This is a genomic window from Arthrobacter sp. AD-310 (assembly GCF_054656615.1).
On the sequence record NZ_BAAHNO010000005.1, the window covers coordinates 1 to 21,968 of the forward strand.

Consider the following 21,968-nt stretch of genomic DNA (forward strand, 5'->3'; position numbering starts at 1 on the left):
ACACACCCGCGGCGGCCGCCACCGCCGTCGTCGTGATCCCTGCGACGACGAGTGACCCGCCCAGCCAGCGCAGGCGCGACGCCGGCACGGCCAGCAGCAGCTCGGCCCGCCCCTCCGCTTCTTCCGCCCTCAGCCGCAGCACGGCCTGGATCCCGGCGGCAGCGGCGAGGATCCCGGTGATGCCGAGTATCGCCGTCGTGAACAGGTCCACCATGCCCGCGTTGCCGGGCACCAGCCGGCTCATCAGCTCCATCAGGGACGCGTTGCCGGCCAGCGCATCCCTGACCACCGGGCCCAGCCCGCCGGCCACAGCCCCCATCATGGCCGCGGTAAAGCACCAGCCCGCCAAGCTTCCGCGCTGCAGGTGCCAGGCAAGTCCCAGCATCGACGGCAGGGTCCTGCCCGCGCGCTCCGCCCCTGACTCGTTCGCTGCGATGTACCCGGCCCCGAGGTCCCGTGCGCGGCGCAGGACGACGGCGGTCCCCGCCAAAAGCACCGCGGCGGCACCCACCAGCAGCAACGGCAGGGCGTCGGCCTCCGTGAATGGTCGCACGCGCTGGCCCCAGCCGATCGGCGAGAACAGCGACGGCCACGCGGCCGCCACCTGCAGCCGCGCCATATCGGCTGTCCCGAGCGCATCACCGGCGCCACGGATCATGTAGGCCGCACCCACCAGCGCCGCAGCGGTGCCGTTGGCGGTCCGGGCGGACGGCATGACCTGGGCGATGACGGCGGTGGCGCCCACAAAGAACAGCCCCACCGCCCCCACCGCTGCGCCGGCCAGGAACGAGCCCTCCGCCGGGAGCCCGGCACCCATAAAGCCGGCGGCAACAACCACGGCCAGGACGATGTTGGCGCATGTTCCCAGCAGCAGCGTTGCCTGCAGGGACGCCGTCCGGCTCAGCGGCGCCGCGCCAACGAGCTCGGCCCGCCCGCCGTCCTCGTCGGCGCGGGTATGCCGGATGACCAGGGTTGCACCCATGAGTCCGGCCAGGACGGCCGTGAACGAATAGCCCTGGAAGAAGGTGACAGCTCCGGAACTGATCCCATCCGGGAGTCCCCGGAGGAACAGGAAGGCCGGGCTGGCCGCCGCCACGGCGATCAGGGCGGCCCGCTCGTTGTCGGCCCCGAACTGCGTAACGACGGCGGTGGCCGCGGCGTATCCCAGCCCGGCTATGCCAATGATCCAGGCCGCCAGGACGCCCCGGTCCCGCCGTGCCTGGAGCAGGGCCAGGCGCACAACGGCGCTCATCACCGCACCGCGTTCTTCCGCGCGGCGTCCCGGCTGCTGCGTTCGGCGTCGCCGTTCTTGCGTGCGGCGTCCCGGCTGTTGCGTTCGGCGTCCGCGGGCGCCTGTTGCCGGGGCTCGTCGCTGTAATGGCGCAGGAACAGTTCCTCCAGCGACGGCGGCGCAGCGCTGATCCCGGTGATGCCGGCCGCCGCCAGGGCGTCCAGCACGGATCCGAGGTCGGCTGTGTCGGCGTCGAATTCGACAGTGTTTCCATCAGTCCGCAGGTCGTGGATTCCGCGCACCTTCGACAGGACGTCCGGGGTTGCCCCGGTGGTGATCCGGAAATGGGTACGGGTCAGGTGCCGGAGTTCGTCAAGGGTCCCGGTTTCCACCGCGGTGCCGGACCGGATGATGGTGACCCTGCTGCACAGCTGCTCCACCTCGGCCAGAATGTGGCTGGAGAGCAGGACCGTGGCGCCCTGCTCCGTCACGCGCCGGATGTGCCTGCGGAAAACAGCGTCCATGACCGGGTCAAGTCCCGAGCTCGGCTCATCCAGCAGGTAGAGCCGGGCGGGGCGGGAGAACGCGGCAATCAGGGCGGCCTTTTGCCTGTTCCCTTTCGAGTAGGTCCGGGCCTTCTTGCGGGGATCGAACTCGAACTCCTCGATCAGCTGCCGGCGCAGCCGTTCGTCGGCGCCGCCCCGGAGCCCGGTGAGCAGGTCGATGACTTCCCCGCCGGAAAGGTTGGGCCACAGCGTGACGTCGCCGGGAACGTAGGCCACATGCTCATGGGCGCGGACCGGTTCAGCCCACGGATCGATGCCAAAGACCCGCGCGGTTCCGGACGTTGGCCGGATCATGCCCAGGAGCACCCGGAGCGTGGTGGATTTCCCTGCACCGTTGGGCCCCAGGAAGCCGTGCACCTCGCCGGGCAGGACGGTAAGGTCCAGGCCGGCGAGGGCCCTGGTCCGTCCGAAGTCCTTGACCAGGCGGGAGGTGGAGATGACGGGAGATGAGTCGGTGTGCATGCCAGTTCCTTGGGTCGCAGCAACCGCGTCCCGGCGGACCGCCGGAGCGCGCCGCATGCCGTTTCCGCATGCGGGCCGACCAGGCTTCCCGGCTCTCCGGTCCACATCTTACAATCGCCGTCTCCGGCGGGGAAGGGCGCCGGAGAACCACCGTTTTGCCTTGCCGGGCGGGGCCGGACCGGGAAGCTACGCTGGCAGGATGGCCGACCTTTCCGCCCTGCTGCCCACCCTCGTGGCCCTGGCGCTCCTGGTGGCACTTACGGTGGCTGTCCTCTGGGGCGCACGGACGCCGTCGTTCCTTGATCCGGCTGTGGCCATCCTCCGCGGCGCCGCCCAACTGGCGGCGATCAGCCTCGTCCTGGGCGGCATCATCACCGATCCCCTGTGGGTGGCGGCCGCGCTGCTGGTGATGTTCGCTGTGGCGGTGGCGACGGCGGCACGCCGGCTCGGCTGGTCGTGGCGGCTCTTCGGAGTGGTCGGCATGACCATGGCGCTCGGCGTCCTGGTGACCCTGGCCGTGGTGTTCGGCACCGGGGCGATCGAATTCTCGCCGCGGTATGTTCTCGCCGTCGGCGGCATTGTGATCGGCAACTGCATGGCCATCGCGGTCCTGGCCGGGCGCCGCTTCTTCGAGGCTGTGCGGGAGCAGTGGGACCAGGTGGAGGGCTGGCTGGCGCTCGGGGCCGCCCCGGGGCGGGCGACGCTCACCCAGGCCCGGCAGTCCGTGCACTCCGCCCTGATTCCCTCCACGGACCAGACCAAGACCACCGGCCTGGTGACCCTGCCCGGCGCGTTCGTGGGCGCCATCTTCGGCGGCGCCTCCCCGCTGGAGGCCGGCCGGTTCCAGGTGGTGGTGCTGGCGTCCATCATGGCCGCGGGGTCCGTCACCGCCGTCGCGCTTCTCCGCTCCCTCCGCGCCGTGAAGGTCCGCCCGGAGCCGCTCACCTGACCAACCCCTCTTCCCCTGTCTGGGGCCTATTGCGGAATCACTATTCAGCGTTACTATGTAGTGGTAGTCAGTAACACCAAGTAGCAAGGGCTGAAGCCATGGGAAAGCAGATGACCGAGATGCTCAAAGGCACTTTGGAGGGCATCGTCCTGGCAATCCTGGCCGTCCAGCCGGCGTACGGCTACGAGATCACCGCGCGTCTCCGCGACCAGGGTTTCACCGACATCGCGGAGGGCACCGTCTACGCGCTGCTTGTCCGGATCGAGCAGCGCGGCCTGGTGGACGTGGAAAAGGTCCCGTCCGAGAAGGGCCCGCCGCGGAAGGTCTACTCCCTGAACGCGCAGGGCAGCGGATACCTCGAAGAGTTCTGGAGGACCTGGAGCTTCCTCGCAGAACGCATCGGCCAGCTCCAAGGAGAGAAGTGATGGCGGCAAAGTGGATCGAGGCCCTCACGGGGTCGCTCGAGCAGAAGAAGCAGTACAAAAACTACAAGGCCCGCATCGAGGCCCTTCCCGAGCCCTACAGCACGGTGGCGAAGGCGTTCGAGCGGTACTTCATGTACTACGGCGGCGTGACCGACGGCGACACCCTGGTCCGCATGTTCGGCGACTTCGCCGACCTGTGGGAGCGCGCCGCTATCGACGGAACGCCGGTGGGCGCCATTGTTGGCGATGACCCGGTCGAATTCGCCGAGACGTTCACCCAGGCCTACGGCGGCACGCGCTGGATCGACAAGGAGCGCACCCGCCTCACGAACGCCGTCAAGGCGGCTGAGCATCAGGAGCGAAGATGACCAGTGAAACAGCCATCCGGGTCCGGGGCATCGAGAAGTCCTTCAAGGACCTGCCTGTCCTGCGCGGCATCAACTTCGACGTGCAGGCTGGAAGCATCTTCGCGCTGCTGGGTTCCAACGGCGCAGGCAAAACCACCCTGGTGCGCATCCTGTCCACGCTCCTGGCGGCGGACGCCGGCACCGCTTCGGTCAATAATTACGACGTCGGCGCGGAGCCGGCGCGGGTGCGGGAGTCCATCAGCCTGACGGGACAGTTCGCCGCCGTGGACGAGGTGCTCACCGGCAGGGAAAACCTGGTGCTGGTGGCCAAACTGCGGCACCTGCCCGACCCCGGCGCGCTTGCCGATTCCCTGCTGGAGCGCTTTTCCCTGACGGATGCGGGAAACCGGCGGGCGTCGACATACTCGGGCGGGATGCGGCGGCGGCTCGATATCGCCATGAGCCTGCTCGGGAACCCGCCGGTCATCTTCCTCGATGAGCCCACCACGGGACTCGACCCGCAGGCCCGGCTCGAGGTGTGGCAGACGGTCCGGCAGCTCGCCGGCCGGGGCACCACCGTTCTGCTCACCACGCAGTACCTCGACGAAGCCGAACAGCTCGCGGACCGGATCGCCATCCTGCACCAAGGCACCATCATCCAGAACGGCACGCTCGCCGAACTCAAGAAGCTCCTCCCGCCCGCCACGGTGGAATATGTCGAGAAGCAGCCCTCCCTTGAGGACGTCTTCCTCGCCCTCGTGGGCGCTTCGGGCGAGGCACGAAAGGAACCGTCATGACCGCGCACGTCCTTGCCGACACTGGCGTCCTGACCGGCCGCTCGCTGCGCCACATCCTCCGCAGCCCGGACACGATCATCACCACGGTGGTCACCCCGTTGGCTTTGATGCTGCTGTTTGTCTACGTGTTCGGCGGCGCGATCAACACCGGGACCGGCGGCTCCTACGTCAACTACCTGCTGCCCGGCATCCTGCTGATTACGATTGCCTCCGGCGTCGCCTACACCGCGTACCGCCTGTTCCTGGATCTGCAGGGCGGGATTTTCGAGCGGTTCCAGTCCATGCCGGTCGCACGCTCCAATGTCCTGTGGGCGCACGTGCTTACCTCGCTGGCGGCGAACCTCGCCTCGGTGGCGGCCGTCGTCGCCGTCGCCCTGGTGATGGGCTTCCGGACCGGCGCGTCCGTGGGAGCCTGGCTCGCCGTCGTCGGGATCCTGGTCCTGTTCACCCTGGCGCTGACCTGGATCGCTGTGATTGCCGGGCTGTCGGCCAAGACCGTGGACGGCGCGAGCGCCTTCAGCTACCCGCTGATCTTCCTGCCGTTCATCAGCTCGGCGTTTGTGCCCACGGACTCGATGCCCGGCCCGGTGGCGTGGTTCGCCGAGAACCAGCCGGTGACGTCGGTGGTGAATACCCTCCGCGCCCTGTTCGCGCAGGAGCCGGTGGGCAGCGATATCTGGGTCGCCCTGGCCTGGCTCGGCGGTATCCTGGTCGCCGCCTACCTCGCCGCCACCGCCATCTACCGCCGCCGGGTCACCTGAGTCCCGTCTGCTCACCTAAACCCTGCCCGCCCTCCCAACTAGGTCGCAGTAGTTGTCGTTTTGAGGCCTGAAAACGACAACTACTGCGACCTAGTTGGGTGGGGTTCACTAGAATTGGAGTGCTGGGCTTCGGCGCCGCGCACCCCCCTTGGGCCGGGGACGGCGCTGCCGGCGGCCACGTTTGTTCCGGCACTCACCCAGCGGGGGCGTCGCCATGAACCTTCCCACCAGCTACCTGCGCAGGATGGCCGCGGCCGCCGTCGTACTCCTTGCCCTGGCAGCCTGCACCTATGATGACCCGGAGCCGGCGCCCAGCCCGAGCAGCTCCACGCAAGGGCCCACGGACGCGCTGGACCGCAGCATGGTGGCCTTTATGGACCAGGGTGCGGTGGCCGTGATCACGGAAATCCGCTGGCCCGGCGGGACCTATTCCAAGGCGTACGGTGTGCGCGACCTGGGCACACGGGTCGCGGCCCAGCCTGACGACCTGGTGTCAGTGGCCAGCGTGACCAAATCCATGACGGCAGTGTCCGTGCTGAAGCTGGTGGAGGACGGGCTGATCGGGCTGGACGATCCCGTCAACGGGGTGGTGGACAGCTTCACCACCGTCCTTCAACCTCCCGGGCCCATCACCGTCCGCCAGCTGCTGAACCATACGTCGGGGATGCCGGAATTCCAGGCAGCCAACGAAAAGACGTCCGACGACGTCCCCCGGCTCCTGGGCGAAAGGCTGAGCGTCCAGCGGCAGCTGGAGTTGACCGCGTCGCTGCCGTGGGAGGCGCGGCATGTGGGGTCGTTCCGGTACTCCGACTCCAACTACGTGGTCCTGGGTCAGCTGATTGAAAAGCTGCGGGGCAAGCCGTATCCGAGGGTGATCCTTGAGGACATCATCAGTCCCCTGGGCCTGGAGAGCACGTTCCTGGAATGGGACCTGCGCCAGGATCCGAAACTGGTCCACGGCTACGTCACCTACCGCGGCGAGCGGTTTGACGTGACGGGGTCGCCGCCCGAAACAGGATCGTCGGCCTTCGGCGCCGTCTCCAATGTGCCCGACGTCAACGACTTCTTCGCCGGGCTCTTCACCGGGAAGCTGCTGTCCGCGGCGTCGCTGAGGGAGATGACCACCACAGACCCGTTTCCCCTTTACGGCCTCGGCCTGCGGCGGTGGTCCCAGGGGTGCGACGGCGACTACAGGTTCGGCGGGCGGGGCGGCTTTTGGGCCTACCGGACCACGGCCCTGAGCAGCACGGACGGGAAGTACCAGGCCACCATGACGCTGGTCCCGCCGCCGATCCCCACATCCCTCGAGGAACCCGAATCGGAAAACAGGCTGGACCTGTGGGACGACCAGATGGAGTCCGCGCTGCAGGAGGCGCTGGACCGGCTCTGCCCCAACTAGCTCGCAGTAGTTGTCGTTTTGAGGCCTGAAAACGACAACTACTGCGAGCTAGTTGGGTGGGACGCAGCAGGTCCTAGCTTTCCTGCGCCGGAACCCCGACGGTGCAGTTGGCGGCGTCGTCCACCACATCCTCCAGGTCGCCGGTGCGGTGCAGGACCTCGAGCTGGCGGACCGCGCCGGTGCCGACGCTGAGCAGATGGTCCGTCAGCTCCTCCACGCGCTGCAGGTCGCCATGGTCCTCCAGGGCGGGGCGGATGTGGCGCAGGAGGGAGTTGACGACGGCGACAGCCGGCGCGGGCCTGCCGGTCACCGGATCCAGCAGTTCCCCGCGCAGCCCCCAGCGGCCGGCCTTCCAGCACGCCAGCCGCAGCAGCGCGGTGGGCACCGCAACGGGTTCGACGCCGTCACGCCACTCGCGAGCAGCGGTTTCCACGAGCCCCCGCGCGATGCCGGCGAGCAGCACCGTGTTCTCCGGCCGCAGGCACACGTCCGCGAGCCGGATCTCCACCGTGGGGTAGTGCCGGGAGAGCCGGGCGTCGAAGTAGACCATGCCCTCGTCCAGGGCGACGCCGGTGCTCACCATGTCGTGCACCAGCTGGTGGTAGGCCTCGGGTGTCCCCAGGATCCCCAGCGGCCCCGCCGTCGGCCACCGGTTCCAGACCTGCGAGCGGTAGCTGGCGTAGCCGGTGTCCTCGCCGTGCCAGAACGGCGAGTTGGCGCTGAGCGCGATCATCACCGGAAGCCAGTTCCGGATCCGGTCCAGGACCGCGACGCCCTCTTCCGCCGATCCGATGGACACGTGGATGTGGCAGCCGCAGGTGAGCTGCTCCCGGGCGGTGATGCCGTACTCCTCCGTGATGGCGGCGAACCGGCGGAGTTTGACCGGGTGCGGGTCGCTGGGCAACGGCGACGTTCCCAGTGCAGCCACCCTGACTCCCACATCCTCGGCGGCCTGGCGGGCGATGGACCGCCCGGCAATGATGTCCGCCTCCAGGGCAGCCATGGTGGAGTGCGGCGGAGTGACCACCTCAATCATTTCCTGCTGGAACTCAGCGGTCAGGACCGGACCGGCGCTGGATTCCAGGGGCCGGACGTACAGGTCCAGGAGCGCACCCGCCATCGGCACTGCGTCGCCGCTGCCCGGATCCACCAGCAGCAGCTCCTCCTCGACCCCAAACGTGCGGATTCCCGGCCGCACGCCGCCGCTGGCGCCTGTGCCAGGGCTGCCTGTACCGGAGTTGGTGGTGCCGTCATTGCCGGAGGTGTCCATCGCCGTCGTCCTTTGTCCGTTGCATCGTTGCAAGTTCGTCCCAGAAGCTGGCCAGCGTCACGGCCCCGTTGATGAGGACGTCCAGGCTGACGCTCTCGTCGCTGTCGTGCCAGTGGTCTTCCACCAGCCCGGTGCCGAAGAACAGGACGGGCACGTCCAGGCTCCGCGCGAGCAGCTCGGCCGGTCCCCCGCCGGCGTTGCCCATCCTGCCCACGCTGTCTGCCCGGAAGCCCCGCGCCATCGCCCGCTCCAGCGCGGCCACCACGGGGTGGTCCGGGGTGCGGTACGGTTCCTGTGCCGTCTCGATGTCCGGGGTGAGGCTGTAGCGGAAAGCGCCGCCAATGTTTGCTTCCACCCACTGCCCCAGCAGCTCCGCCACCTTTTCGACCTGCTGGCCGGGGACGGTCCGGAAGCTCAGGTTGGCCGTGGCGACGGCGGGCACGGCGGCGCGCTGCAGCCCGATGGGGTCGCCGGCGATGATCGAGGTGACCTCGACGGCGGGCCGCAGCCACAGCCGCTCCAACACCGTGTAGCCCTCCTCGCCGGTGATCGCGCCGCTTTCGGACCGGGCCAGCCAGTCCTCATTACTGTAGGGAAGTTCGGCGAGCGCCCGCCGCAGATCCCCGGGGAGCGGGGCCACGTCGTCGTAGAACCCCGGGATGGCGATCCGCCCCTGCTCGTCGTGCAGCTGTGCCAGCAGGCGGGATAGCTCGAAGACGGGGTTGGGGGCGTTGCCGGACACAGCACCGCTGTGGACGTCCCGTTCCGGGCCGTATACCTTCAGTTCCGCGCTGAGCATCCCGCGCAGGCCCATGCAAAGTGCCGGGTGGTCCTCGCGCCAGAGCAGGGTGTCGGAGAAGAGCACGACGTCAGCCCGGAACCTTTCCGCCTGCTCCTCCAGCAGTTGTGCGAGATGCGGGGAGCCGCCCTCCTCCTCGCCCTCAACCAGGAACTTCAGGTTCACGGCCGGGGCGGCTGTTGAGCCTGTCCATCCGGTGGTTGAGCCTGTCGAAACCTCCGTCGCCTTGGTTTCGACACGCTCAACCAACGACTGGAGGTGGGCCCGGAGGCCCCAGAGGTGCGCCATAACCTGGCCCTTGGCGTCAGAACTGCCGCGGCCGTACAGCCTGCCCTCGCGGACCACCGGTACGAACGGCGCCGTCTGGTCCCAGTTCTCCGGCTTGACCGCGCGGACGTCATGGTGGCTGTAGACCAGGACGGTAGGCGCATCCGGCGCCCCGCACCACTCGGCACAGACGGCATACGACTCCCCCGTGGGCAGCACGTCCACCACGGGGAAGCCGGATTCGTGGAGGGCGGCCGCGAGCCAGTTGGCAGACCGGAGCAGGTCCTTGGCATGCCCAGGGTCCCCCAACACCCCCGGGACGCGGACCCACTCGGCCAGTTGCCGCTCTATATCGCCGCGCCGGGACTGGAGGTAGGCGTGCAGGTCCGTGCCGCCGTTGTGCATTGCACCGGCGCCGCTCCTGCCAGCGCCCGCCTCTTCTGCCATCGCGCCCCTGTCACTTCGCCTGTTTCCCCATGGCGGCCTGCGTCAGCGCGGCTGCTGCGAAGGATTCGTGGGGACCCCATGGGACGGCGGGTTGACGGCCGGCCCGGACGCTGCCGCCGGTGGTGAGGAGTCCGGCGCGCCGCTGGTCATTTCGGGTGTGCTGGGCACCTGCGGGCCGCTTGGGACTGCACCGCCCTTCAGGTCCTGCAGCCTTTTCTCCAGGATCTGCAGGACAGGCAGCCGGTTCCCGTGGGCCTTTTCGTAGCTGACCAGCTGCGCGACGTCGGTCTCGGCCAGGCCCGTGATCCGGGTGGGCAGCGTTCCGACGGGGAGGTGGTCGTAATCCGGAAGGGGCAGGTCCTTATGCTGCGGGACGTTCTGTTCTGCTGCGTCGCTCATCGGTGTGTCTCCCTTTTTCTGTGTTCCACGCATATGCCGCGTTCAGGCGGGGAGCGGTTGAGCCGGAGGCGGCGTCTGGCCAGCTGCCCCCGGGCCGCGCCCGGAAGAAGGACGGGTTGACGGACTCTGCTTACCGCCGAAGGGGAATCTCATAATAAGCACCCTTACGAATTCCCCGAAAGGGTACAGGCGCAGGATGGCCAAGATAGGGGAGGTTTCGGCTTGCTTTCCGCCGGAATACCCCAAATTAGGGAACAGTATTGGGTCTTTTTGATTGGGCCCGGCGGGTCTACGGTGGGTTCCAGGGTGCCGCCCATCCGGGGCGGCCGGCCAGTTTTTGATGCTAGGAGGACTATTCCAATGACCTCGCACGTCGCAGACTGCAGCGTAACCAACTGTTCCTTCAACGACCACACCAACTGCAACGCGGCCGCCATCACCGTGGGCGGCGCCGAGAACCACGCACACTGCGCCACGTTCATCGAGACAGGCATGCACGGCGGACTGCCGAAGGTCCTGGCCGACGTCGGAGCCTGCCAGCGCAGCGAATGCGTCCACAACGACCACCTGATGTGCAAGGCGCCCGAGGTCCACGTCGGCCCCGGCAGGGACAACGCCGACTGCCTCACGTACTCACACGCTTAGACCTCGCTGAAGGGCATCCGGAGCACCTGGGCCACTCCGCCCGGGTGCTCCGCCTGCTGTCCGGGCCCTGCAACCGCGGGCAGCGCTGCACCCGCTGCCGTGCCGCCGTCGTCCGCCTGATTGCTGTACAACCCGCGGCAAGGCGCGTAGATTCAAAACTGCGACGGGTTCAAGGCCGTCCTCCCGGCCCCTTCTGCACAGGCCATCAGGAGCAGCTGCTGCAGCCCACCGGCAGCGCATGATGCAGACGCGAAGGGTTCCCGCCGTGGCTACCTCGCATTTCCAACAATTCCTCAATGAAGCAACCGTCCGGGATCCTTCCGGTGACTCCGGGCTGGGCCCTGACAGCCTCTACGGCCTCTACGTCAGCTGGGCGAACCTGCACCATTTCCGGGCCAAGCCGGACCAGGCGTTCCGTGCCGGCATGCACCGCTGCGGTGTTGATGTAAACCACTGCCACCTGCATATGTGCGGCCCGGCCGCTGCCGACTACATCCTCAGCAGCTACCCGGCCGTTGCCTGATGACCATTCACGCAGGTGATTTCCGGGGCTCGCCCCGCTCCCGGCCGGCGCCCTTGGCCTGCCCCCGATGCGGCGAGGACCGCGGCGTGGAAATCACCGACATAGAGTCCCTTCCCCCGGACCCGTCCGTGGCAGGACGCCTGGTGGAGGTCACCTTCGCGTGCACCAGCTGCGGGGTGTCGTATACGCAGCAGGCGGACGTCAAGGAGGTGGCCAGGATCCTCAACCGTCCCGGGACCACACCCAACGTGCTGGTATTTGGCGGGCACTATGTCCACTGCGGTCAGGCCATGCGGACCGCAGGCGGGGAGATGCGCACCATCAGCAGTGAACGGCACCTGCCGGAGATGCTGGGAGTGTATCTGGCCACGCGTGTGCTGCGGTGTGACTGCGGATTCCAGTTGGAAATCCCGGATGCTGGTGTACCCGGATGAACCAGCTCCCCCTGGACGACCTGACGGCGTCCGTCTCCCGGATCCAGGGACTCCTGCTCACGGGCGAAAAGGTGGAGCGGGCAATCAGCATGCTGGCGCAGGCCATCAAGGACTGCGTCCCCGGCACCCCCGGTGCAGGCGTTACCCTGTTGGATCCCGGGGGTTTGCCGGCCAGCAGCGGGTTCACGGACCAGCTTGTTCGGGAGGCCGACGCCGCCCAGTACGAACTCGGCGAAGGCCCTTGCCTCGCGGCCTGGGCCGGCGGCAGGGTGGTGCTTGTGAACGATGTCCGCACCGACCCGCGGTGGCCCCGCTGGTGTGAAGCGGTGCTGCCGCTCCCGGTCCGCTCCGTTGCCAGTGCCCCGCTAGTGGCGGACTCGGAGCCTATGGGGACGCTTAAGGTGTACTCCGCGCGCCCGGCACAGTATGACGAGGCGACCGGCCGGACCCTCCTGCTGTTCGCCGGGACGGCCGCGACGCTGCTGAACCACATCCAGGGCAACGAAGCCCCCTTGAAGATGACGGAAACCCTCAAGGCAGCACTGGCCAGCAGGGACACCGTCAACCTCGCCTGCGGAATCTTGATGGACCGCTACGGGCTGGCCCGCTCCGAGGCGCTTCAGCGGTTGATCACCAACGCGCGCGCGGCCCGCACCTCCCTGGCTGATGTCAGCGAGCACCTGATTACCACCGTGCAGCCGCCGGAACGCTAGGGGTGGACCGTGGGCTTCGATGTTCAGGAACCGGAGCAGCGCAACCGGCTTAGGGAGGTACTGGAGAACGGTGACGTCACCGTCGGTGAGCTGTGGCTCCGGTATTTCAGCATGAGCGGCACGGCCGCTGAGTACGAGGTCCATGCCTACCTGGAAGGAGTCCTCTCTTTGCCGGCTACCCAACGCGACCTCCTGGCCATGGCCGCGAACGAGCTTACCGGCGGCGGGCCGTTGCTGCGTGCCCCGTATTCCGATGACCTGGACGGACATCACAAAGGGAAGGGCAGTCCCGAAGCCGGCCCGGATAGCCAAGGCGGCGGAGGCGGTCCTCCGGGCTAGGCCCTGCTGGAGGCCCGCTGCAGTAGTTGGACTGCCTCCGCCTGGCTGCACCGGTTTTTGCCCATGATTACCCCGCTGCCGAGGCCGGGGTTGTCGGTCATGGCGCCCATCCTTCCGGATCCAGCGTGAATGGCGTGTCGCTGTACGGGGCGCGCGGCAGCCATGGTGAATCGATGACCATTTCATTAACCGCCCACGCGAGGAGGTCCCGCTCCTCAAGGGGCAAAGCCCCCGTACCGGTTGCGTACGCGTTCACCTGCAGCTCATCAGCAGTGCCGCCGATGCTCAGGTAGTAGTGCCAGAGCTGTACGAGGGTGATGCCAAGCTCGCGGATTACGCTGACGGTGAGGATCTGCTGATCGGCTTCGTTCATGGCCCGCCCCTGGTGGCTGAGTAGTGCGGGGTCCGGCGGCTGTCCGGACTTCTGCGGTCACGCATCGAAATGGAAGTTGACCGCCTCGTTGCTGACGGAAGCCAGCACCGCGGCAGCGACATCGCGCAACTTGATGTTGCGGCTGCTGGAGGCATTCTTCAGGATGGTCATGGCCGCGTGCTGGCTGCACCGGTTCTCGGCCATGATGACTCCCGCTGCGAGGTCGATGACCGTCCGGGATTCCATGGCGGCGGCCAGGTCCGCCCGGGCGTCGGCGAGCTGTGCGATCCTCAAGGCAAGGTGCAGTGATGTGCTGGCGTGCAGCGCAAACTCCTCTGCCCTCCTGATGGATTCGCCGGTGAAACCGTAGGTGACCTCGGAGTAGAGGTTCAGCGCGGCCTTGGAGCTGCCCTCAGCAAGGAATGGGACAGCCAGGACGGCATTGATCTTCTCGCTGGCCACCGCCGCCGCATACTCGGGCCAGCGTCCGTCGTTGGCGAGGTCCGGTACGTGCACGGTGACAGCTTCGCGGAGTGCCGCCAGGCACGGCCCGTCCTTGACCCTGTACTGCACCTCGTCCATCGCCCGGGCCCGCTCATCGCTGCTGGCAACAGTGGCAGCCTTCTTGTGGCGCACCAGTGTGATGCCGCAAAACACCTCCGAGCTTGGCGCCGACATATCGGCAGCGGCGAATTCGGCAAGCCGGCGCAGGAAGTCCTCAACGTCGGGGCTGGTAAGCACAAGGTCAGCCAGGCGGTCGCGCACCGCCGCCTGGGTTTTTTCTTCGGCCATGGCAGGCCTCATTTCCTGATTGTGTTCAGGACTCGCTGTACCGGGCCCCAAGCATCCGGGATGCTCCTCGTCCTTCCAGCCTACGCCTGATTCCGGTCCCCGTTCCGGGGAGTTTTTTGTGGCTGCGCGGGGTACGGACAAGAGTATGAACCGCTCCGGCACCAAGACAGGCACGTGATGGACGGCACGCAACTCCCAAAGGCGAGCGTCGGCGACACCTTGGGTTTCCTCCTGGACGTATTTATCCCGACGGCGGCAAAAGGTCCCCTTATCCGCCGTCCGCGGGTTGAAGCGCTAGCCGAGCGGCTGGGCCTTGACCGGCGCGCGGTGGCAAGGATGCAGCAGCTGGACCGGACATACCCGGGAGGGCCCCTGCTCCTCCGGCTCCCCGTCCGGAACCAGGCCGTTATCCTGCGGCCCGGCCACCTGCATGCCGTCCTGTCCCAGTCCCCGGATCCCTTCTCCCCGGCCAGCAGCGAGAAACGGGGTGCGCTGGCACACTTCGAGCCCCGCAACGTCCTGGTCTCCACGGGTGCTGAGCGCACAGCGCGCCGGGCACTGCAGGAGCAGGCGCTGGACACGTTCAGCCCGGTCCACCGGCTCGCGGGCGCGTTCCTGCCGGTCATCCGCGAGGAGGCGGCCGCCATGCTCCAGGCAGCCGAGGGCAAGGGCGTCCTGGACTGGGGTGCGTTCAACCCCGCCTGGCAGCGCGCTGTCCGCAGAATCATCTTCGGCGACGCCGCCCGGGACGACACGGAACTGACGGACATGCTCACCAGGCTCCGCAAGGACGCCAACTGGTCAGCCCTGAAACCACGGCGCAACAAAGTCCGTGATGCGTTCCTCCGGCGCGTGCAGGAACGCATCGATGCGGCAGACCCCGGCAGTCTTGCGTCCGTAATGCGGGGAAAAGCCGGCGACGCGGCGGAGGCCCCCACGGACCAGGTCCCGCAGTGGCTGTTCGCCTTCGAACCGTCGGGCATGGCAGCTTTCCGCGCCCTGGCGCTGCTGTCCAGCCACCCGACCGAAGCCCAACTGGCGCTCGACGAAATCGCCGGCGACACCTCCGGCGGCAGGCGGTTGCCTTTCCTGCGGGCCACGGTCCTGGAATCGGTGCGGCTGTGGCCCACCACGCCGATGATCCTGCGGCAGACAACCCGCGAGGTCACCTGGGACACGGGCACCATGCCTGCCAGGTGCGGGGTGCTGGTGTTTGTCCCCTATTTCCACCGTGACACGCGCCGGCTTCCGCTGGCCGACCGGTTCGATCCCGCGCTGTGGCTGCGGGGTGACGACCAGGAGGACTGGGGCGTGGTGCCGTTCAGCGCCGGTCCCGTGAGCTGTCCGGGCCGCCAGCTGGTCCTGCTGTGCACCAGCGCCCTGCTGGCCAGCCTGCTCCGGGAGAACGGTTTCACCCTGCAGGACGCTGCCCGGCTGTCCCCGGACCGTCCGCTGCCGGGAACGCTGAACGCCTTTTCGCTCCGCTTTATCCCGGGCCCGGAGCGGGCGTGATCCGTTTCCGAGGCGGCCGTCACCCGCGGCTCTGCTCCACCCGCCGGCCGTGCCGGTGCAAGAGGATCCCGACGGCGGCGAGCACCACGCTCAGGCCAAGGAACCCGAGGTCCCACACGGGCGGGCCGCCGAGGTCATCCCTGACGTGGTGGATGCCGAGCAGCTGGTGGTTCACCATCCCCTCCACAATGTTGAAGACGCCCCAGCCTGCGAGGACCAGGCCGGTGTTGAACCGCCAGCCGGCGGACAGCCGGCCCTGCCGGCGGGCGTGGATGGCCAGGACGGCGGCAGCCGCGACCAGGACCCACATGGCGCTGTGGAACAACCCGTCCGCCAGGGTGTTCAGCTCCAGCCCCGCCACGGTATCCGGGTTGCCGTCCCCGGTATGGCTGAGCATGTGGTGCCACTGCAGCAGCTGGTGCAGGACGATCCCGTCCACAAAGCCGCCCATCCCCATCCCGAACAGGAACGCCGGCGCGGCTGCCGGGCTGTTGTATGCCAACCTAACTCCCCCTTTTCCGGCCGGCGCGCCCGCGGCGCGTTGTCACCTGGCCCGTACCCGCCGTCGTACGCGCTAATCGTCAGCCGAGGAAGCCGAGCAGGATCCCGCCCGCGGCACCCACCAGCACCACCAGCCACGGCGGTGCTTTCCAGGCGATCAGCAGGACGAAGCAGACCAGGCCCAGGCAGAACGGGCCAGGGCCTGTAATGGCGGTGGTGAACACGGGGTTGTACAGGGCGGCGGCCAGGATCCCCACCACTGCGGCGTTGGCTCCGCGCATCAGGGCCTGCGCCTGCGGCCGGGACCGGAACCTGTTCCAGAACGGCAGCACGCCGACGAGCAGGAGGAACCCGGGGAGGAAGATCCCGGCGAGAGCGACGGCGGCGTCCGCCACCCCGCCCGGTCCCGCCGAGGACAGCGTCCCCAGGTAGGCGGCGAACGTGAACAGCGGCCCGGGAACTGCCTGCGCCGCACCGTATCCGGCCAGGAACTGCTCCGGCGTGACCCAGCCCGGGTCCACGACGCCGGCCTGCAGCAGGGGCAGGACCACATGGCCGCCGCCGAACACAAGCGCACCGGCGCGGTAGAACGCCTCGAAAAGCGCGGCGCCGCCTGAACCGGTGGCAGCGGCCAGCACCGGCAGGCCAAGCAGGAGGACCAGGAACAGGCCCAGGCAGGCGGCGCCGGTGGTCCGGCTGACCGTGAACCGCATGCTACCGGTCACGGCCCCGGTCCCGGCCCGGCACAGGAACAGCCCGGCGAGGGCACCGAGGACGATGCCGGTGATCTGCCCCAGCGAACCCGCCAGCAGGATGGCCGCGAGCGCCGCGCCCACGGCGATGGACGCCCGCTCGCGGTCCGGCGTCAGGGATTTCGCCATCCCCCAGACGGCCTGTGCCACGATGGCCACCGCCACGATTTTCAGTCCGGTGAGGATCCCGGCACCCACAGGGCCCTGGAACAGGGATGCACCGGCCGCGAACGCCACCAGCAGCGCGGCGGACGGCAGCGTGAAAGCCAAAAAGGCGGCCAGCGCACCCAGCGGGCCGGCCCGGTGGAGGCCCAGGCCGAAGCCCACCTGGCTTGACGCCGGCCCGGGGAGGAACTGGCACAGTGCAACGAGGTCGGCGTATTCCTTGTCGTCCACCCATTTGCGGCGCTCCACCAGTTCGTGCCGGAAGTAACCCAGGTGCGCGATGGGCCCGCCGAATGAGGTGAGTCCGAGCTTAAGGAAGACCCGGAAGACCTCCCAGACGGAGCCGCGGGCCGTGGCGGTTTTGGTGGCCGTCATCGGGCTGCCGCCGGAGGAGGGCATGCGCGGGCCGTGGAATTCTGCTGCGGGGTCATGGCCCCATTATGACCCGCATTGACATATGCCGAACGGCGTTGCTCCACTGGTAGGGCGCCGGAAGGCCGCCCGCCGCCGCAAGCCCAGGAACCAGGAGAATGCCATGACGGACCAGCAGCTCATCATCATAGGATCCGGCCCGGCGGGGTACACCGCCGCCATTTACGCCGCCCGCGCAGGCCTGGAACCGCTGGTCCTTGCGGGCTCGGTCACCGCCGGCGGCGCGCTCATGAACACTACAGAAGTGGAAAACTTTCCCGGCTTTCCGGCGGGCATCCAGGGCCCGGAGCTAATGGACGGGCTGCAGGAGCAGGCGGAAAAGTTCGGCGCCAAGGTGGTGTTCGACGACGCCACATCCGTGGACCTGAAAGGCCACCTTAAGTCCGTGGTCACCGGTGGCGGCGAGACGCACCGGGCTCCGGCCGTCATCCTGGCCACCGGGTCCGCGTACAAGGAGCTCGGGCTGCCGGAGGAGAAGAAGCTCAGCGGCCACGGCGTCTCCTGGTGCGCCACCTGCGACGGGTTCTTCTTCCGCGACCAGGACATCATCGTGGTCGGCGGCGGCGATTCCGCCATGGAGGAAGCGACCTTCCTGACGCGGTTCGGGAAGTCCGTGACCGTCGTCGTACGCCGTGAAGAACTGCGCGCCTCCCGCATCATGGCGCAGCGCGCGAAGGACAACCCCAAGATCGGGTTTGCCTGGAACTCCGCCGTCACGGAAATCCACGGCGACGGCAAGGTGACCGGCGTGACCCTGACGGACACCCGGACCGGCGCCACCCGGCACCAGGCGGCCACTGGAATCTTCGTTGCCATCGGCCACGTACCCCGCACCGAACTGGTGGCCGGGCAGGTGGACCTGGACGCGGACGGCTACATCAAGGTGGACTCCCCCACTACGGTGACCAACCTGTCCGGTGTATTCGCCTGCGGTGACGCCGTGGACCACCGCTACCGGCAGGCCATCACGGCGGCCGGGACCGGCTGCGCGGCCGCCCTCGACGCCGAACGGTACCTGGCCGCCCTGGCCGACGCGGACAGCATCGCGACCGCCCTGGTGGAGGAACCCACCCACAGCTGACCGCAGTAGGACCGCAGAAACTCCGCACCGTCCTTGTCCCCGGCAGGTCCTCCGGCCAGACTGTGCATCAACACCGGCCGGCTGGGGCCCAGCAGTTCCGCTCCCTCCGCGGGAGCCTGTCACGGCACGAAGGCGGCATCATGGGCGGTAGGCGGAAGCTCCCGGCGGGCATTCGCGAGGACATGGTCCACCTGGAACTGCAGCTGCAGGTCCTGGAAATCATCGAGGAGATCCTCAGCGGCACGGCCGAATGCGAGGCGGACGCCCGCAGCTCCCTCCGCTCGCATGTGAACCGATATCCCGGCCAGCCCCAGCGCGCCCTGCTGATGCACATGCTGAGCATCCGGCGGACCGGTCACGGCTGACACAGAAAAAACACCCTGCAGAAACACCCCGGCAACCTGGCCACGGCAAGCTGTGCATACGGGGATACAACAGCAGGAGGCAGCCCATTATGGAGGCACAGGGAGTACCAACCAGTCAGCTCCGCATTGGAGACACCATCGAGGCGTGGCACAGGGGGAGGCTGTTCCACCGGGGCCGGGTGACCGACGTCGTCCCCGCCCTTGAACTGTTCTGGATCCTGGACGAGCGGACCGGCACGCGCAAGCTGCTGGATCCCGAAGCGCTGGAGATCCGGCACGTGGAAGCACCCGCCCAACCGACGTTCCGGCCCCCGGCGATGCCCGCCGCGCTCCGGCCCGCCCGACCCGCATAATGCTCAGGTAGCCGGGGTACGGTCAGTGCAAGTATGCCGATGTGGCAGAACCCACCGACGAAGGAGCACACCGTGATTGGATTCATTGTTGCCGGCCTGGTCATTGGGGCGCTGGCCCGCCTCATCAAGCCGGGGAAGCAGAACCTCAGCCTGCTCGCCACCCTGCTGCTGGGCCTTGCCGGTTCAGTAATCGGCGGAGTGGTGGCGTCGCTGCTGGGAACCGGGAACATCTTCGAGCTGAATTTCCTGGGCTTTATTGTGGCCGTCATCGCCTCGGTGCTCCTGGTGGGCACCGCCGAGGCGCTCACCGGCCGCCGGCGCTCCGTCCGCCGCTAGCCCGAACGCCGCTAGCCCGGCCGCACAGGAACGCGGGGTCACTCCCGGCCCAACCCCGAGGGGATATTGGGCCGGGAGTGACCCCGCGTTGCCGTTTCGAGGGTCAGGCTCGTTCCTGGTAGACGTCCGGGATGCCGTCCTGGTCCGCGTCCACCTTTTCCAGCTCCTCCGCCTGCCGGTACTGGCGGTTCCTGGTCTTAAGCACGGCCGTGGCCAGCAGCGCGGCGAGCAGCGAGGCGGCGAGGATGCCCACCTTGGCGTGGTCGTCGTGCAGGCTGCCGTGGCCGAAGCTCAGTTCGGCCACCAGCAGGGACACCGTGAAGCCGATGCCCGCCAGGAGCGCCACCCCGAAAATGTCGATCCACTTGAAGGAACTGTCCAGGGTTGCGCGGGTGGCCTTCGTCAGGATCCAGGTGGTGCCCAGGATGCCGATGGGCTTGCCCAGCACCAGGCCGGCGATGATGCCCAGGGCCACGGGATCCGCGAGCGCCGACACCAGACCGTCCCAGCCACCGACGGCCACGCCGGCGGAGAAGAACGCGAAGATGGGCACGGCGATCCCGGCGGAGATGGGACGGAACCGGTGCTCGAAGATTTCCGCGAGACCGGGGCCGGCCTCCGGGCCTCCGCTGGCCTGGGAGCGGAGCACCGGAACGGCGAAGCCCAGCAGGACTCCGGCGACGGTGGCGTGGATGCCTGAGGCGTGCACGAGGGCCCAGGTGACAATGCCGAGCGGCAGGAGGATGAGCCACGCACTGGCTGCGTGGCGGCCGAAGAACCGGCGGTATTTCTGCGCCAGGAACGCGTAGAGGGCGAGGGGAACCAGCGCCAGGAGCAGGGGCGTGACCTGGATGTCACTGGAGTAAAAGAACGCGATGATGCTGATGGCGATGAGGTCATCCACCACCGCCAGGGTCAGCAGGAAGATCCGCAGCGCGCTGGGCAGGTGGGAACCGATGATCGCCAGGACCGCCACGGCGAAGGCGATGTCGGTGGCGGTGGGGATGGCCCAGCCGCGCAGCGTCTCAGGGCTGGTGAGATTGACGACGGCGTAGATCACCGCCGGGACAGCCACCCCTCCGGCCGCAGCAGCGACGGGAACGATTGACTTCCGGAGGTCGCGCAGGTCCCCGGCGACGAATTCCCGTTTCAGCTCGAGGCCAACGAGGAAGAAGAAGATGGCCAGCAGGCCGTCGGCAGCCCACGCGCCGAGGCTGAGTTCCAGGTGCCAGGGTTCGTAACCGAGCTTGAAGTCGCGAAGCGCAAAATAGCTGTCCGACGCCGGGGAGTTGGCCCACAGCAGCGCGACGATTGCGGCGGCCACAAGCAGGGCGCCACCCACCGTTTCCTTGCGGAGGATCTCGCCGATCCGCAGCGCCTCGGCGTAGGAACCGCGTGCAAAGACGGTGGAGCCGCGGGGCTTGCCTGGTGTTGAAGGCGGGGTGGAGTTCATAAAGGTGCGTCCTTAAGTCCGGGCTCGACAAAGCTATTGCCGACCAGACTTCCCGGCGCACCTTCAGCCCATTCTAGTAGCCCCCGCCGCCGGCACCGCAAACGGCATGACCGCGGCAGGCCCGCACCGGAATATGACTCAATTCACAATTTTCCCATCCATCACAGCAGCAGCTCCGAATTGCCCTGTGTCCCCACTCCGGGACAACACCCCACCTGAGGAGACTGTTTTCCGATGAACAAGACACTTCGCTTCCTCGCAGTACCCACCCTGGCTCTGGCCGCCGTCGCCCTGTCCAGCGCCCCCGCCTCCGCCGCCGACAAGTCCTACCAGTCGACATTGAGCCAGATCAACGGCAGCTCGGCTTCCGGCACCATCACGGTGGACGTCACGGGCAACCAGGCCCACGCGGTCCTGAAGGTGTCCGGCCTCGCCGCCACCTTCATGGATGCCCCCTATCCGCACGTCCAGCACATCCACGGCGGCGCGCAGGGCGTGTGCCCGGCCCCGTCGGCCGACAAGGACGGCGACGGCGTCGTCTCCACCACGGAGGGTGCCGGCGGCTACGGCGGCATCGTCACCACGCTCTCCACCAGCGGGGACACCAGCCCGGCCGCCGGCCTGGACCTCAAGGTTGCCGGACAGGGCGCTGCCTACACCGTCGACCGCACGTTTGAACTGAACGCCGAGACCAAGGCAGCCCTCGAAGCAGGAACAGCGGTAGTGGTTGTGCACGGCCTGGACCCTGCAACCCTGAGCCCCGCCGCCCAGGCCGCCAAATCCGACCTTGTCCCCGAGCTTCCGCTGGCAGCCACGTCCCCTGCGCTCTGCGGCACGCTGAAAGCAGGCCAGATGACAATGCCCGTTGGTGGCGCCGACACCGGTGTCGCCGCAGAGCCCGGCGGCACGGATGCCGGCATGATCGCCCTGGGCGGCGGCCTGGTGCTCGCGGCTGCTGCCGGCGGAGCCTACGTGGTCCGCCGCCGCGGTGCGGGATCCGCGGCCTAGGGTCAGGACCGCGCGAGATCATGACGCTTCCGGATTCCCGCCGCCGTGGAGGCTTCGCGGCCTCCACGGCGG

28 protein-coding genes are annotated in these 21,968 nt (G+C 68.2%); 17 read left to right on the forward strand and 11 right to left on the reverse strand.

The genetic code is table 11. The features are described from left to right. A partial coding sequence (locus ACYQ1Z_RS02520) for an ABC transporter permease (RefSeq protein ID WP_459790855.1) occupies nt 1–1,252 on the reverse strand: 1,252 nt, incomplete at its 3' end. Beyond that, a complete protein-coding gene (locus ACYQ1Z_RS02525) occupies nt 1,252–2,259 on the reverse strand; it encodes an ABC transporter ATP-binding protein (protein ID WP_459790856.1) in 1,008 nt (335 codons plus the stop codon). The genes ACYQ1Z_RS02520 and ACYQ1Z_RS02525, both read right to left, overlap by 1 nt. Nucleotides 2,260–2,458: 199 nt before the next feature. Between ACYQ1Z_RS02525 and ACYQ1Z_RS02530 the strand changes: the two genes are divergently transcribed. The 6 genes from ACYQ1Z_RS02530 (at nt 2,459) to ACYQ1Z_RS02555 (ending at nt 6,937) form a co-directional block, all read left to right on the forward strand. Next, complete coding sequence (locus tag ACYQ1Z_RS02530; protein ID WP_459790857.1) at nt 2,459–3,208, forward strand: ABC transporter permease; 750 nt, start codon at nt 2,459–2,461, stop codon at nt 3,206–3,208. Between the two features lie 98 nt (nt 3,209–3,306). Continuing rightward, entirely contained in the window at nt 3,307–3,633 is a 327-nt protein-coding gene (locus ACYQ1Z_RS02535; protein WP_459790859.1) for a PadR family transcriptional regulator, read from the forward strand. Next, a complete protein-coding gene (locus tag ACYQ1Z_RS02540; RefSeq protein ID WP_459790860.1) occupies nt 3,633–4,001 on the forward strand; it encodes a DUF1048 domain-containing protein in 369 nt (122 codons plus the stop codon). Before ACYQ1Z_RS02535 ends, ACYQ1Z_RS02540 begins: the two co-directional genes overlap by 1 nt. Further along, complete coding sequence (locus tag ACYQ1Z_RS02545; protein ID WP_459790862.1) at nt 3,998–4,777, forward strand: ABC transporter ATP-binding protein; 780 nt, start codon at nt 3,998–4,000, stop codon at nt 4,775–4,777. Before ACYQ1Z_RS02540 ends, ACYQ1Z_RS02545 begins: the two co-directional genes overlap by 4 nt. Then, on the forward strand, nt 4,774–5,538 hold the full coding sequence (locus ACYQ1Z_RS02550) for an ABC transporter permease (RefSeq protein WP_459790863.1): 765 nt from the start codon (nt 4,774–4,776) through the stop codon (nt 5,536–5,538). The genes ACYQ1Z_RS02545 and ACYQ1Z_RS02550 overlap by 4 nt, the downstream gene beginning before the upstream one ends. 214 nt (nt 5,539–5,752) lie before the next feature. Continuing rightward, a complete protein-coding gene (locus ACYQ1Z_RS02555) occupies nt 5,753–6,937 on the forward strand; it encodes a serine hydrolase domain-containing protein (protein ID WP_459790864.1) in 1,185 nt (394 codons plus the stop codon). Between the two features lie 73 nt (nt 6,938–7,010). Here the strand turns inward: ACYQ1Z_RS02555 and ACYQ1Z_RS02560 are convergent, their stop codons facing one another. The 3 genes from ACYQ1Z_RS02560 to ACYQ1Z_RS02570 are packed head-to-tail and all read right to left on the reverse strand — an operon-like array spanning nt 7,011 to nt 10,119. Continuing rightward, entirely contained in the window at nt 7,011–8,207 is a 1,197-nt protein-coding gene (locus tag ACYQ1Z_RS02560; RefSeq protein ID WP_459790865.1) for a carboxylate-amine ligase, read from the reverse strand. Continuing rightward, nucleotides 8,188–9,720, reverse strand: coding sequence for a M20/M25/M40 family metallo-hydrolase (locus ACYQ1Z_RS02565; protein WP_459790867.1), 1,533 nt, complete (start codon nt 9,718–9,720; stop codon nt 8,188–8,190). The genes ACYQ1Z_RS02560 and ACYQ1Z_RS02565 overlap by 20 nt, the downstream gene beginning before the upstream one ends. A 42-nt stretch (nt 9,721–9,762) precedes the next feature. Next, complete coding sequence (locus ACYQ1Z_RS02570; protein ID WP_459790868.1) at nt 9,763–10,119, reverse strand: hypothetical protein; 357 nt, start codon at nt 10,117–10,119, stop codon at nt 9,763–9,765. 360 nt (nt 10,120–10,479) lie between these two features. Between ACYQ1Z_RS02570 and ACYQ1Z_RS02575 the strand changes: the two genes are divergently transcribed. Continuing rightward, entirely contained in the window at nt 10,480–10,764 is a 285-nt protein-coding gene (locus tag ACYQ1Z_RS02575; protein WP_411374170.1) for a DUF1540 domain-containing protein, read from the forward strand. On the opposite strand, the gene ACYQ1Z_RS02580 is transcribed toward ACYQ1Z_RS02575, so the two are convergent. Continuing rightward, nucleotides 10,761–10,895: a hypothetical protein gene (locus ACYQ1Z_RS02580; protein WP_459790869.1), complete on the reverse strand. Its 135-nt coding sequence runs from the start codon at nt 10,893–10,895 to the stop codon at nt 10,761–10,763. The two genes, ACYQ1Z_RS02575 and ACYQ1Z_RS02580, sit on opposite strands and share 4 nt — an antisense overlap. Before the next feature lie 134 nt (nt 10,896–11,029). Here ACYQ1Z_RS02580 and ACYQ1Z_RS02585 point away from each other — a divergent pair, with 134 nt between their 5' ends. The 4 genes from ACYQ1Z_RS02585 to ACYQ1Z_RS02600 all read left to right on the forward strand — a co-directional run bounded on the left by ACYQ1Z_RS02585 (nt 11,030) and on the right by ACYQ1Z_RS02600 (nt 12,773). Beyond that, nucleotides 11,030–11,287, forward strand: coding sequence for a hypothetical protein (locus tag ACYQ1Z_RS02585; protein ID WP_459790870.1), 258 nt, complete (start codon nt 11,030–11,032; stop codon nt 11,285–11,287). A gap of 86 nt (nt 11,288–11,373) precedes the next feature. Then, nucleotides 11,374–11,721, forward strand: a complete 348-nt coding sequence (locus tag ACYQ1Z_RS02590; RefSeq protein ID WP_459790872.1) for a hypothetical protein — start codon at nt 11,374–11,376, stop codon at nt 11,719–11,721. Continuing rightward, nucleotides 11,718–12,434, forward strand: a complete 717-nt coding sequence (locus ACYQ1Z_RS02595) for a GAF and ANTAR domain-containing protein (RefSeq protein WP_459790873.1) — start codon at nt 11,718–11,720, stop codon at nt 12,432–12,434. Before ACYQ1Z_RS02590 ends, ACYQ1Z_RS02595 begins: the two co-directional genes overlap by 4 nt. Nucleotides 12,435–12,443: 9 nt before the next feature. Further along, nucleotides 12,444–12,773 (forward strand): hypothetical protein, encoded by a 330-nt coding sequence (locus ACYQ1Z_RS02600; RefSeq protein WP_459790874.1) that lies wholly within the window; start codon nt 12,444–12,446, stop codon nt 12,771–12,773. 97 nt (nt 12,774–12,870) lie between these two features. On the opposite strand, the gene ACYQ1Z_RS02605 is transcribed toward ACYQ1Z_RS02600, so the two are convergent. Both ACYQ1Z_RS02605 and ACYQ1Z_RS02610 read right to left on the reverse strand, forming a co-directional pair. Continuing rightward, nucleotides 12,871–13,146: a hypothetical protein gene (locus ACYQ1Z_RS02605; protein ID WP_459790876.1), complete on the reverse strand. Its 276-nt coding sequence runs from the start codon at nt 13,144–13,146 to the stop codon at nt 12,871–12,873. 57 nt (nt 13,147–13,203) lie between these two features. Next, nucleotides 13,204–13,938 carry a GAF and ANTAR domain-containing protein gene (locus ACYQ1Z_RS02610; RefSeq protein ID WP_459790877.1) on the reverse strand — a complete coding sequence of 245 codons (735 nt, stop codon included), beginning with the start codon at nt 13,936–13,938 and terminating at the stop codon, nt 13,204–13,206. Between the two features lie 177 nt (nt 13,939–14,115). Between ACYQ1Z_RS02610 and ACYQ1Z_RS02615 the strand changes: the two genes are divergently transcribed. Then, the gene (locus ACYQ1Z_RS02615; RefSeq protein WP_459790879.1) at nt 14,116–15,450 is read left to right on the forward strand and encodes a cytochrome P450; all 1,335 of its coding nucleotides are present in this window, start codon (nt 14,116–14,118) and stop codon (nt 15,448–15,450) included. Nucleotides 15,451–15,469: 19 nt separating this feature from the next. On the opposite strand, the gene ACYQ1Z_RS02620 is transcribed toward ACYQ1Z_RS02615, so the two are convergent. Further along, nucleotides 15,470–15,952, reverse strand: a complete 483-nt coding sequence (locus ACYQ1Z_RS02620) for a DUF2243 domain-containing protein (protein WP_459790880.1) — start codon at nt 15,950–15,952, stop codon at nt 15,470–15,472. A 79-nt stretch (nt 15,953–16,031) separates the two neighbouring features. After that, nucleotides 16,032–17,267 (reverse strand): chromate efflux transporter, encoded by a 1,236-nt coding sequence (gene chrA / locus ACYQ1Z_RS02625; protein WP_459790882.1) that lies wholly within the window; start codon nt 17,265–17,267, stop codon nt 16,032–16,034. A gap of 136 nt (nt 17,268–17,403) precedes the next feature. Here chrA and trxB point away from each other — a divergent pair, with 136 nt between their 5' ends. The 4 genes from trxB to ACYQ1Z_RS02645 all read left to right on the forward strand — a co-directional run bounded on the left by trxB (nt 17,404) and on the right by ACYQ1Z_RS02645 (nt 19,435). Then, the gene (trxB, locus tag ACYQ1Z_RS02630) at nt 17,404–18,381 is read left to right on the forward strand and encodes a thioredoxin-disulfide reductase (protein WP_459790883.1); all 978 of its coding nucleotides are present in this window, start codon (nt 17,404–17,406) and stop codon (nt 18,379–18,381) included. Nucleotides 18,382–18,521: 140 nt separating this feature from the next. Continuing rightward, nucleotides 18,522–18,746 carry a hypothetical protein gene (locus ACYQ1Z_RS02635; RefSeq protein WP_459790885.1) on the forward strand — a complete coding sequence of 75 codons (225 nt, stop codon included), beginning with the start codon at nt 18,522–18,524 and terminating at the stop codon, nt 18,744–18,746. Nucleotides 18,747–18,835: 89 nt separating this feature from the next. After that, nucleotides 18,836–19,099: a hypothetical protein gene (locus tag ACYQ1Z_RS02640; protein ID WP_459790886.1), complete on the forward strand. Its 264-nt coding sequence runs from the start codon at nt 18,836–18,838 to the stop codon at nt 19,097–19,099. A 72-nt stretch (nt 19,100–19,171) separates the two neighbouring features. Next, nucleotides 19,172–19,435 carry a GlsB/YeaQ/YmgE family stress response membrane protein gene (locus ACYQ1Z_RS02645; protein WP_459790887.1) on the forward strand — a complete coding sequence of 88 codons (264 nt, stop codon included), beginning with the start codon at nt 19,172–19,174 and terminating at the stop codon, nt 19,433–19,435. 103 nt (nt 19,436–19,538) lie between these two features. On the opposite strand, the gene nhaA is transcribed toward ACYQ1Z_RS02645, so the two are convergent. Continuing rightward, entirely contained in the window at nt 19,539–20,888 is a 1,350-nt protein-coding gene (nhaA, locus tag ACYQ1Z_RS02650) for a Na+/H+ antiporter NhaA (RefSeq protein WP_459790888.1), read from the reverse strand. Between the two features lie 234 nt (nt 20,889–21,122). Here nhaA and ACYQ1Z_RS02655 point away from each other — a divergent pair, with 234 nt between their 5' ends. Further along, the gene (locus tag ACYQ1Z_RS02655; RefSeq protein WP_459790890.1) at nt 21,123–21,896 is read left to right on the forward strand and encodes a CHRD domain-containing protein; all 774 of its coding nucleotides are present in this window, start codon (nt 21,123–21,125) and stop codon (nt 21,894–21,896) included. Nucleotides 21,897–21,968 lie beyond the last annotated feature (72 nt).

Coding starts and splice junctions, on each gene's coding strand:
- ACYQ1Z_RS02545 (WP_459790862.1), top strand. CDS start 3,998: ATGACCAGTGAAACAGCCATCCGGGTCCGGGGCATCGAGAAGTCCTTC.
- ACYQ1Z_RS02655 (WP_459790890.1), top strand. CDS start 21,123: ATGAACAAGACACTTCGCTTCCTCGCAGTACCCACCCTGGCTCTGGCC.
- ACYQ1Z_RS02570 (WP_459790868.1), bottom strand. CDS start 10,119: ATGAGCGACGCAGCAGAACAGAACGTCCCGCAGCATAAGGACCTGCCC.
- ACYQ1Z_RS02640 (WP_459790886.1), top strand. CDS start 18,836: ATGGAGGCACAGGGAGTACCAACCAGTCAGCTCCGCATTGGAGACACC.
- ACYQ1Z_RS02540 (WP_459790860.1), top strand. CDS start 3,633: ATGGCGGCAAAGTGGATCGAGGCCCTCACGGGGTCGCTCGAGCAGAAG.
- ACYQ1Z_RS02565 (WP_459790867.1), bottom strand. CDS start 9,720: ATGGCAGAAGAGGCGGGCGCTGGCAGGAGCGGCGCCGGTGCAATGCAC.
- ACYQ1Z_RS02610 (WP_459790877.1), bottom strand. CDS start 13,938: ATGGCCGAAGAAAAAACCCAGGCGGCGGTGCGCGACCGCCTGGCTGAC.
- nhaA (WP_459790888.1), bottom strand. CDS start 20,888: ATGAACTCCACCCCGCCTTCAACACCAGGCAAGCCCCGCGGCTCCACC.
- ACYQ1Z_RS02555 (WP_459790864.1), top strand. CDS start 5,753: ATGAACCTTCCCACCAGCTACCTGCGCAGGATGGCCGCGGCCGCCGTC.
- ACYQ1Z_RS02535 (WP_459790859.1), top strand. CDS start 3,307: ATGGGAAAGCAGATGACCGAGATGCTCAAAGGCACTTTGGAGGGCATC.
- ACYQ1Z_RS02560 (WP_459790865.1), bottom strand. CDS start 8,207: ATGGACACCTCCGGCAATGACGGCACCACCAACTCCGGTACAGGCAGC.
- ACYQ1Z_RS02575 (WP_411374170.1), top strand. CDS start 10,480: ATGACCTCGCACGTCGCAGACTGCAGCGTAACCAACTGTTCCTTCAAC.
- chrA (WP_459790882.1), bottom strand. CDS start 17,267: ATGCCCTCCTCCGGCGGCAGCCCGATGACGGCCACCAAAACCGCCACG.
- ACYQ1Z_RS02635 (WP_459790885.1), top strand. CDS start 18,522: ATGGGCGGTAGGCGGAAGCTCCCGGCGGGCATTCGCGAGGACATGGTC.
- ACYQ1Z_RS02525 (WP_459790856.1), bottom strand. CDS start 2,259: ATGCACACCGACTCATCTCCCGTCATCTCCACCTCCCGCCTGGTCAAG.
- ACYQ1Z_RS02595 (WP_459790873.1), top strand. CDS start 11,718: ATGAACCAGCTCCCCCTGGACGACCTGACGGCGTCCGTCTCCCGGATC.
- ACYQ1Z_RS02530 (WP_459790857.1), top strand. CDS start 2,459: ATGGCCGACCTTTCCGCCCTGCTGCCCACCCTCGTGGCCCTGGCGCTC.
- ACYQ1Z_RS02605 (WP_459790876.1), bottom strand. CDS start 13,146: ATGAACGAAGCCGATCAGCAGATCCTCACCGTCAGCGTAATCCGCGAG.
- ACYQ1Z_RS02550 (WP_459790863.1), top strand. CDS start 4,774: ATGACCGCGCACGTCCTTGCCGACACTGGCGTCCTGACCGGCCGCTCG.
- trxB (WP_459790883.1), top strand. CDS start 17,404: ATGACGGACCAGCAGCTCATCATCATAGGATCCGGCCCGGCGGGGTAC.
- ACYQ1Z_RS02615 (WP_459790879.1), top strand. CDS start 14,116: ATGGACGGCACGCAACTCCCAAAGGCGAGCGTCGGCGACACCTTGGGT.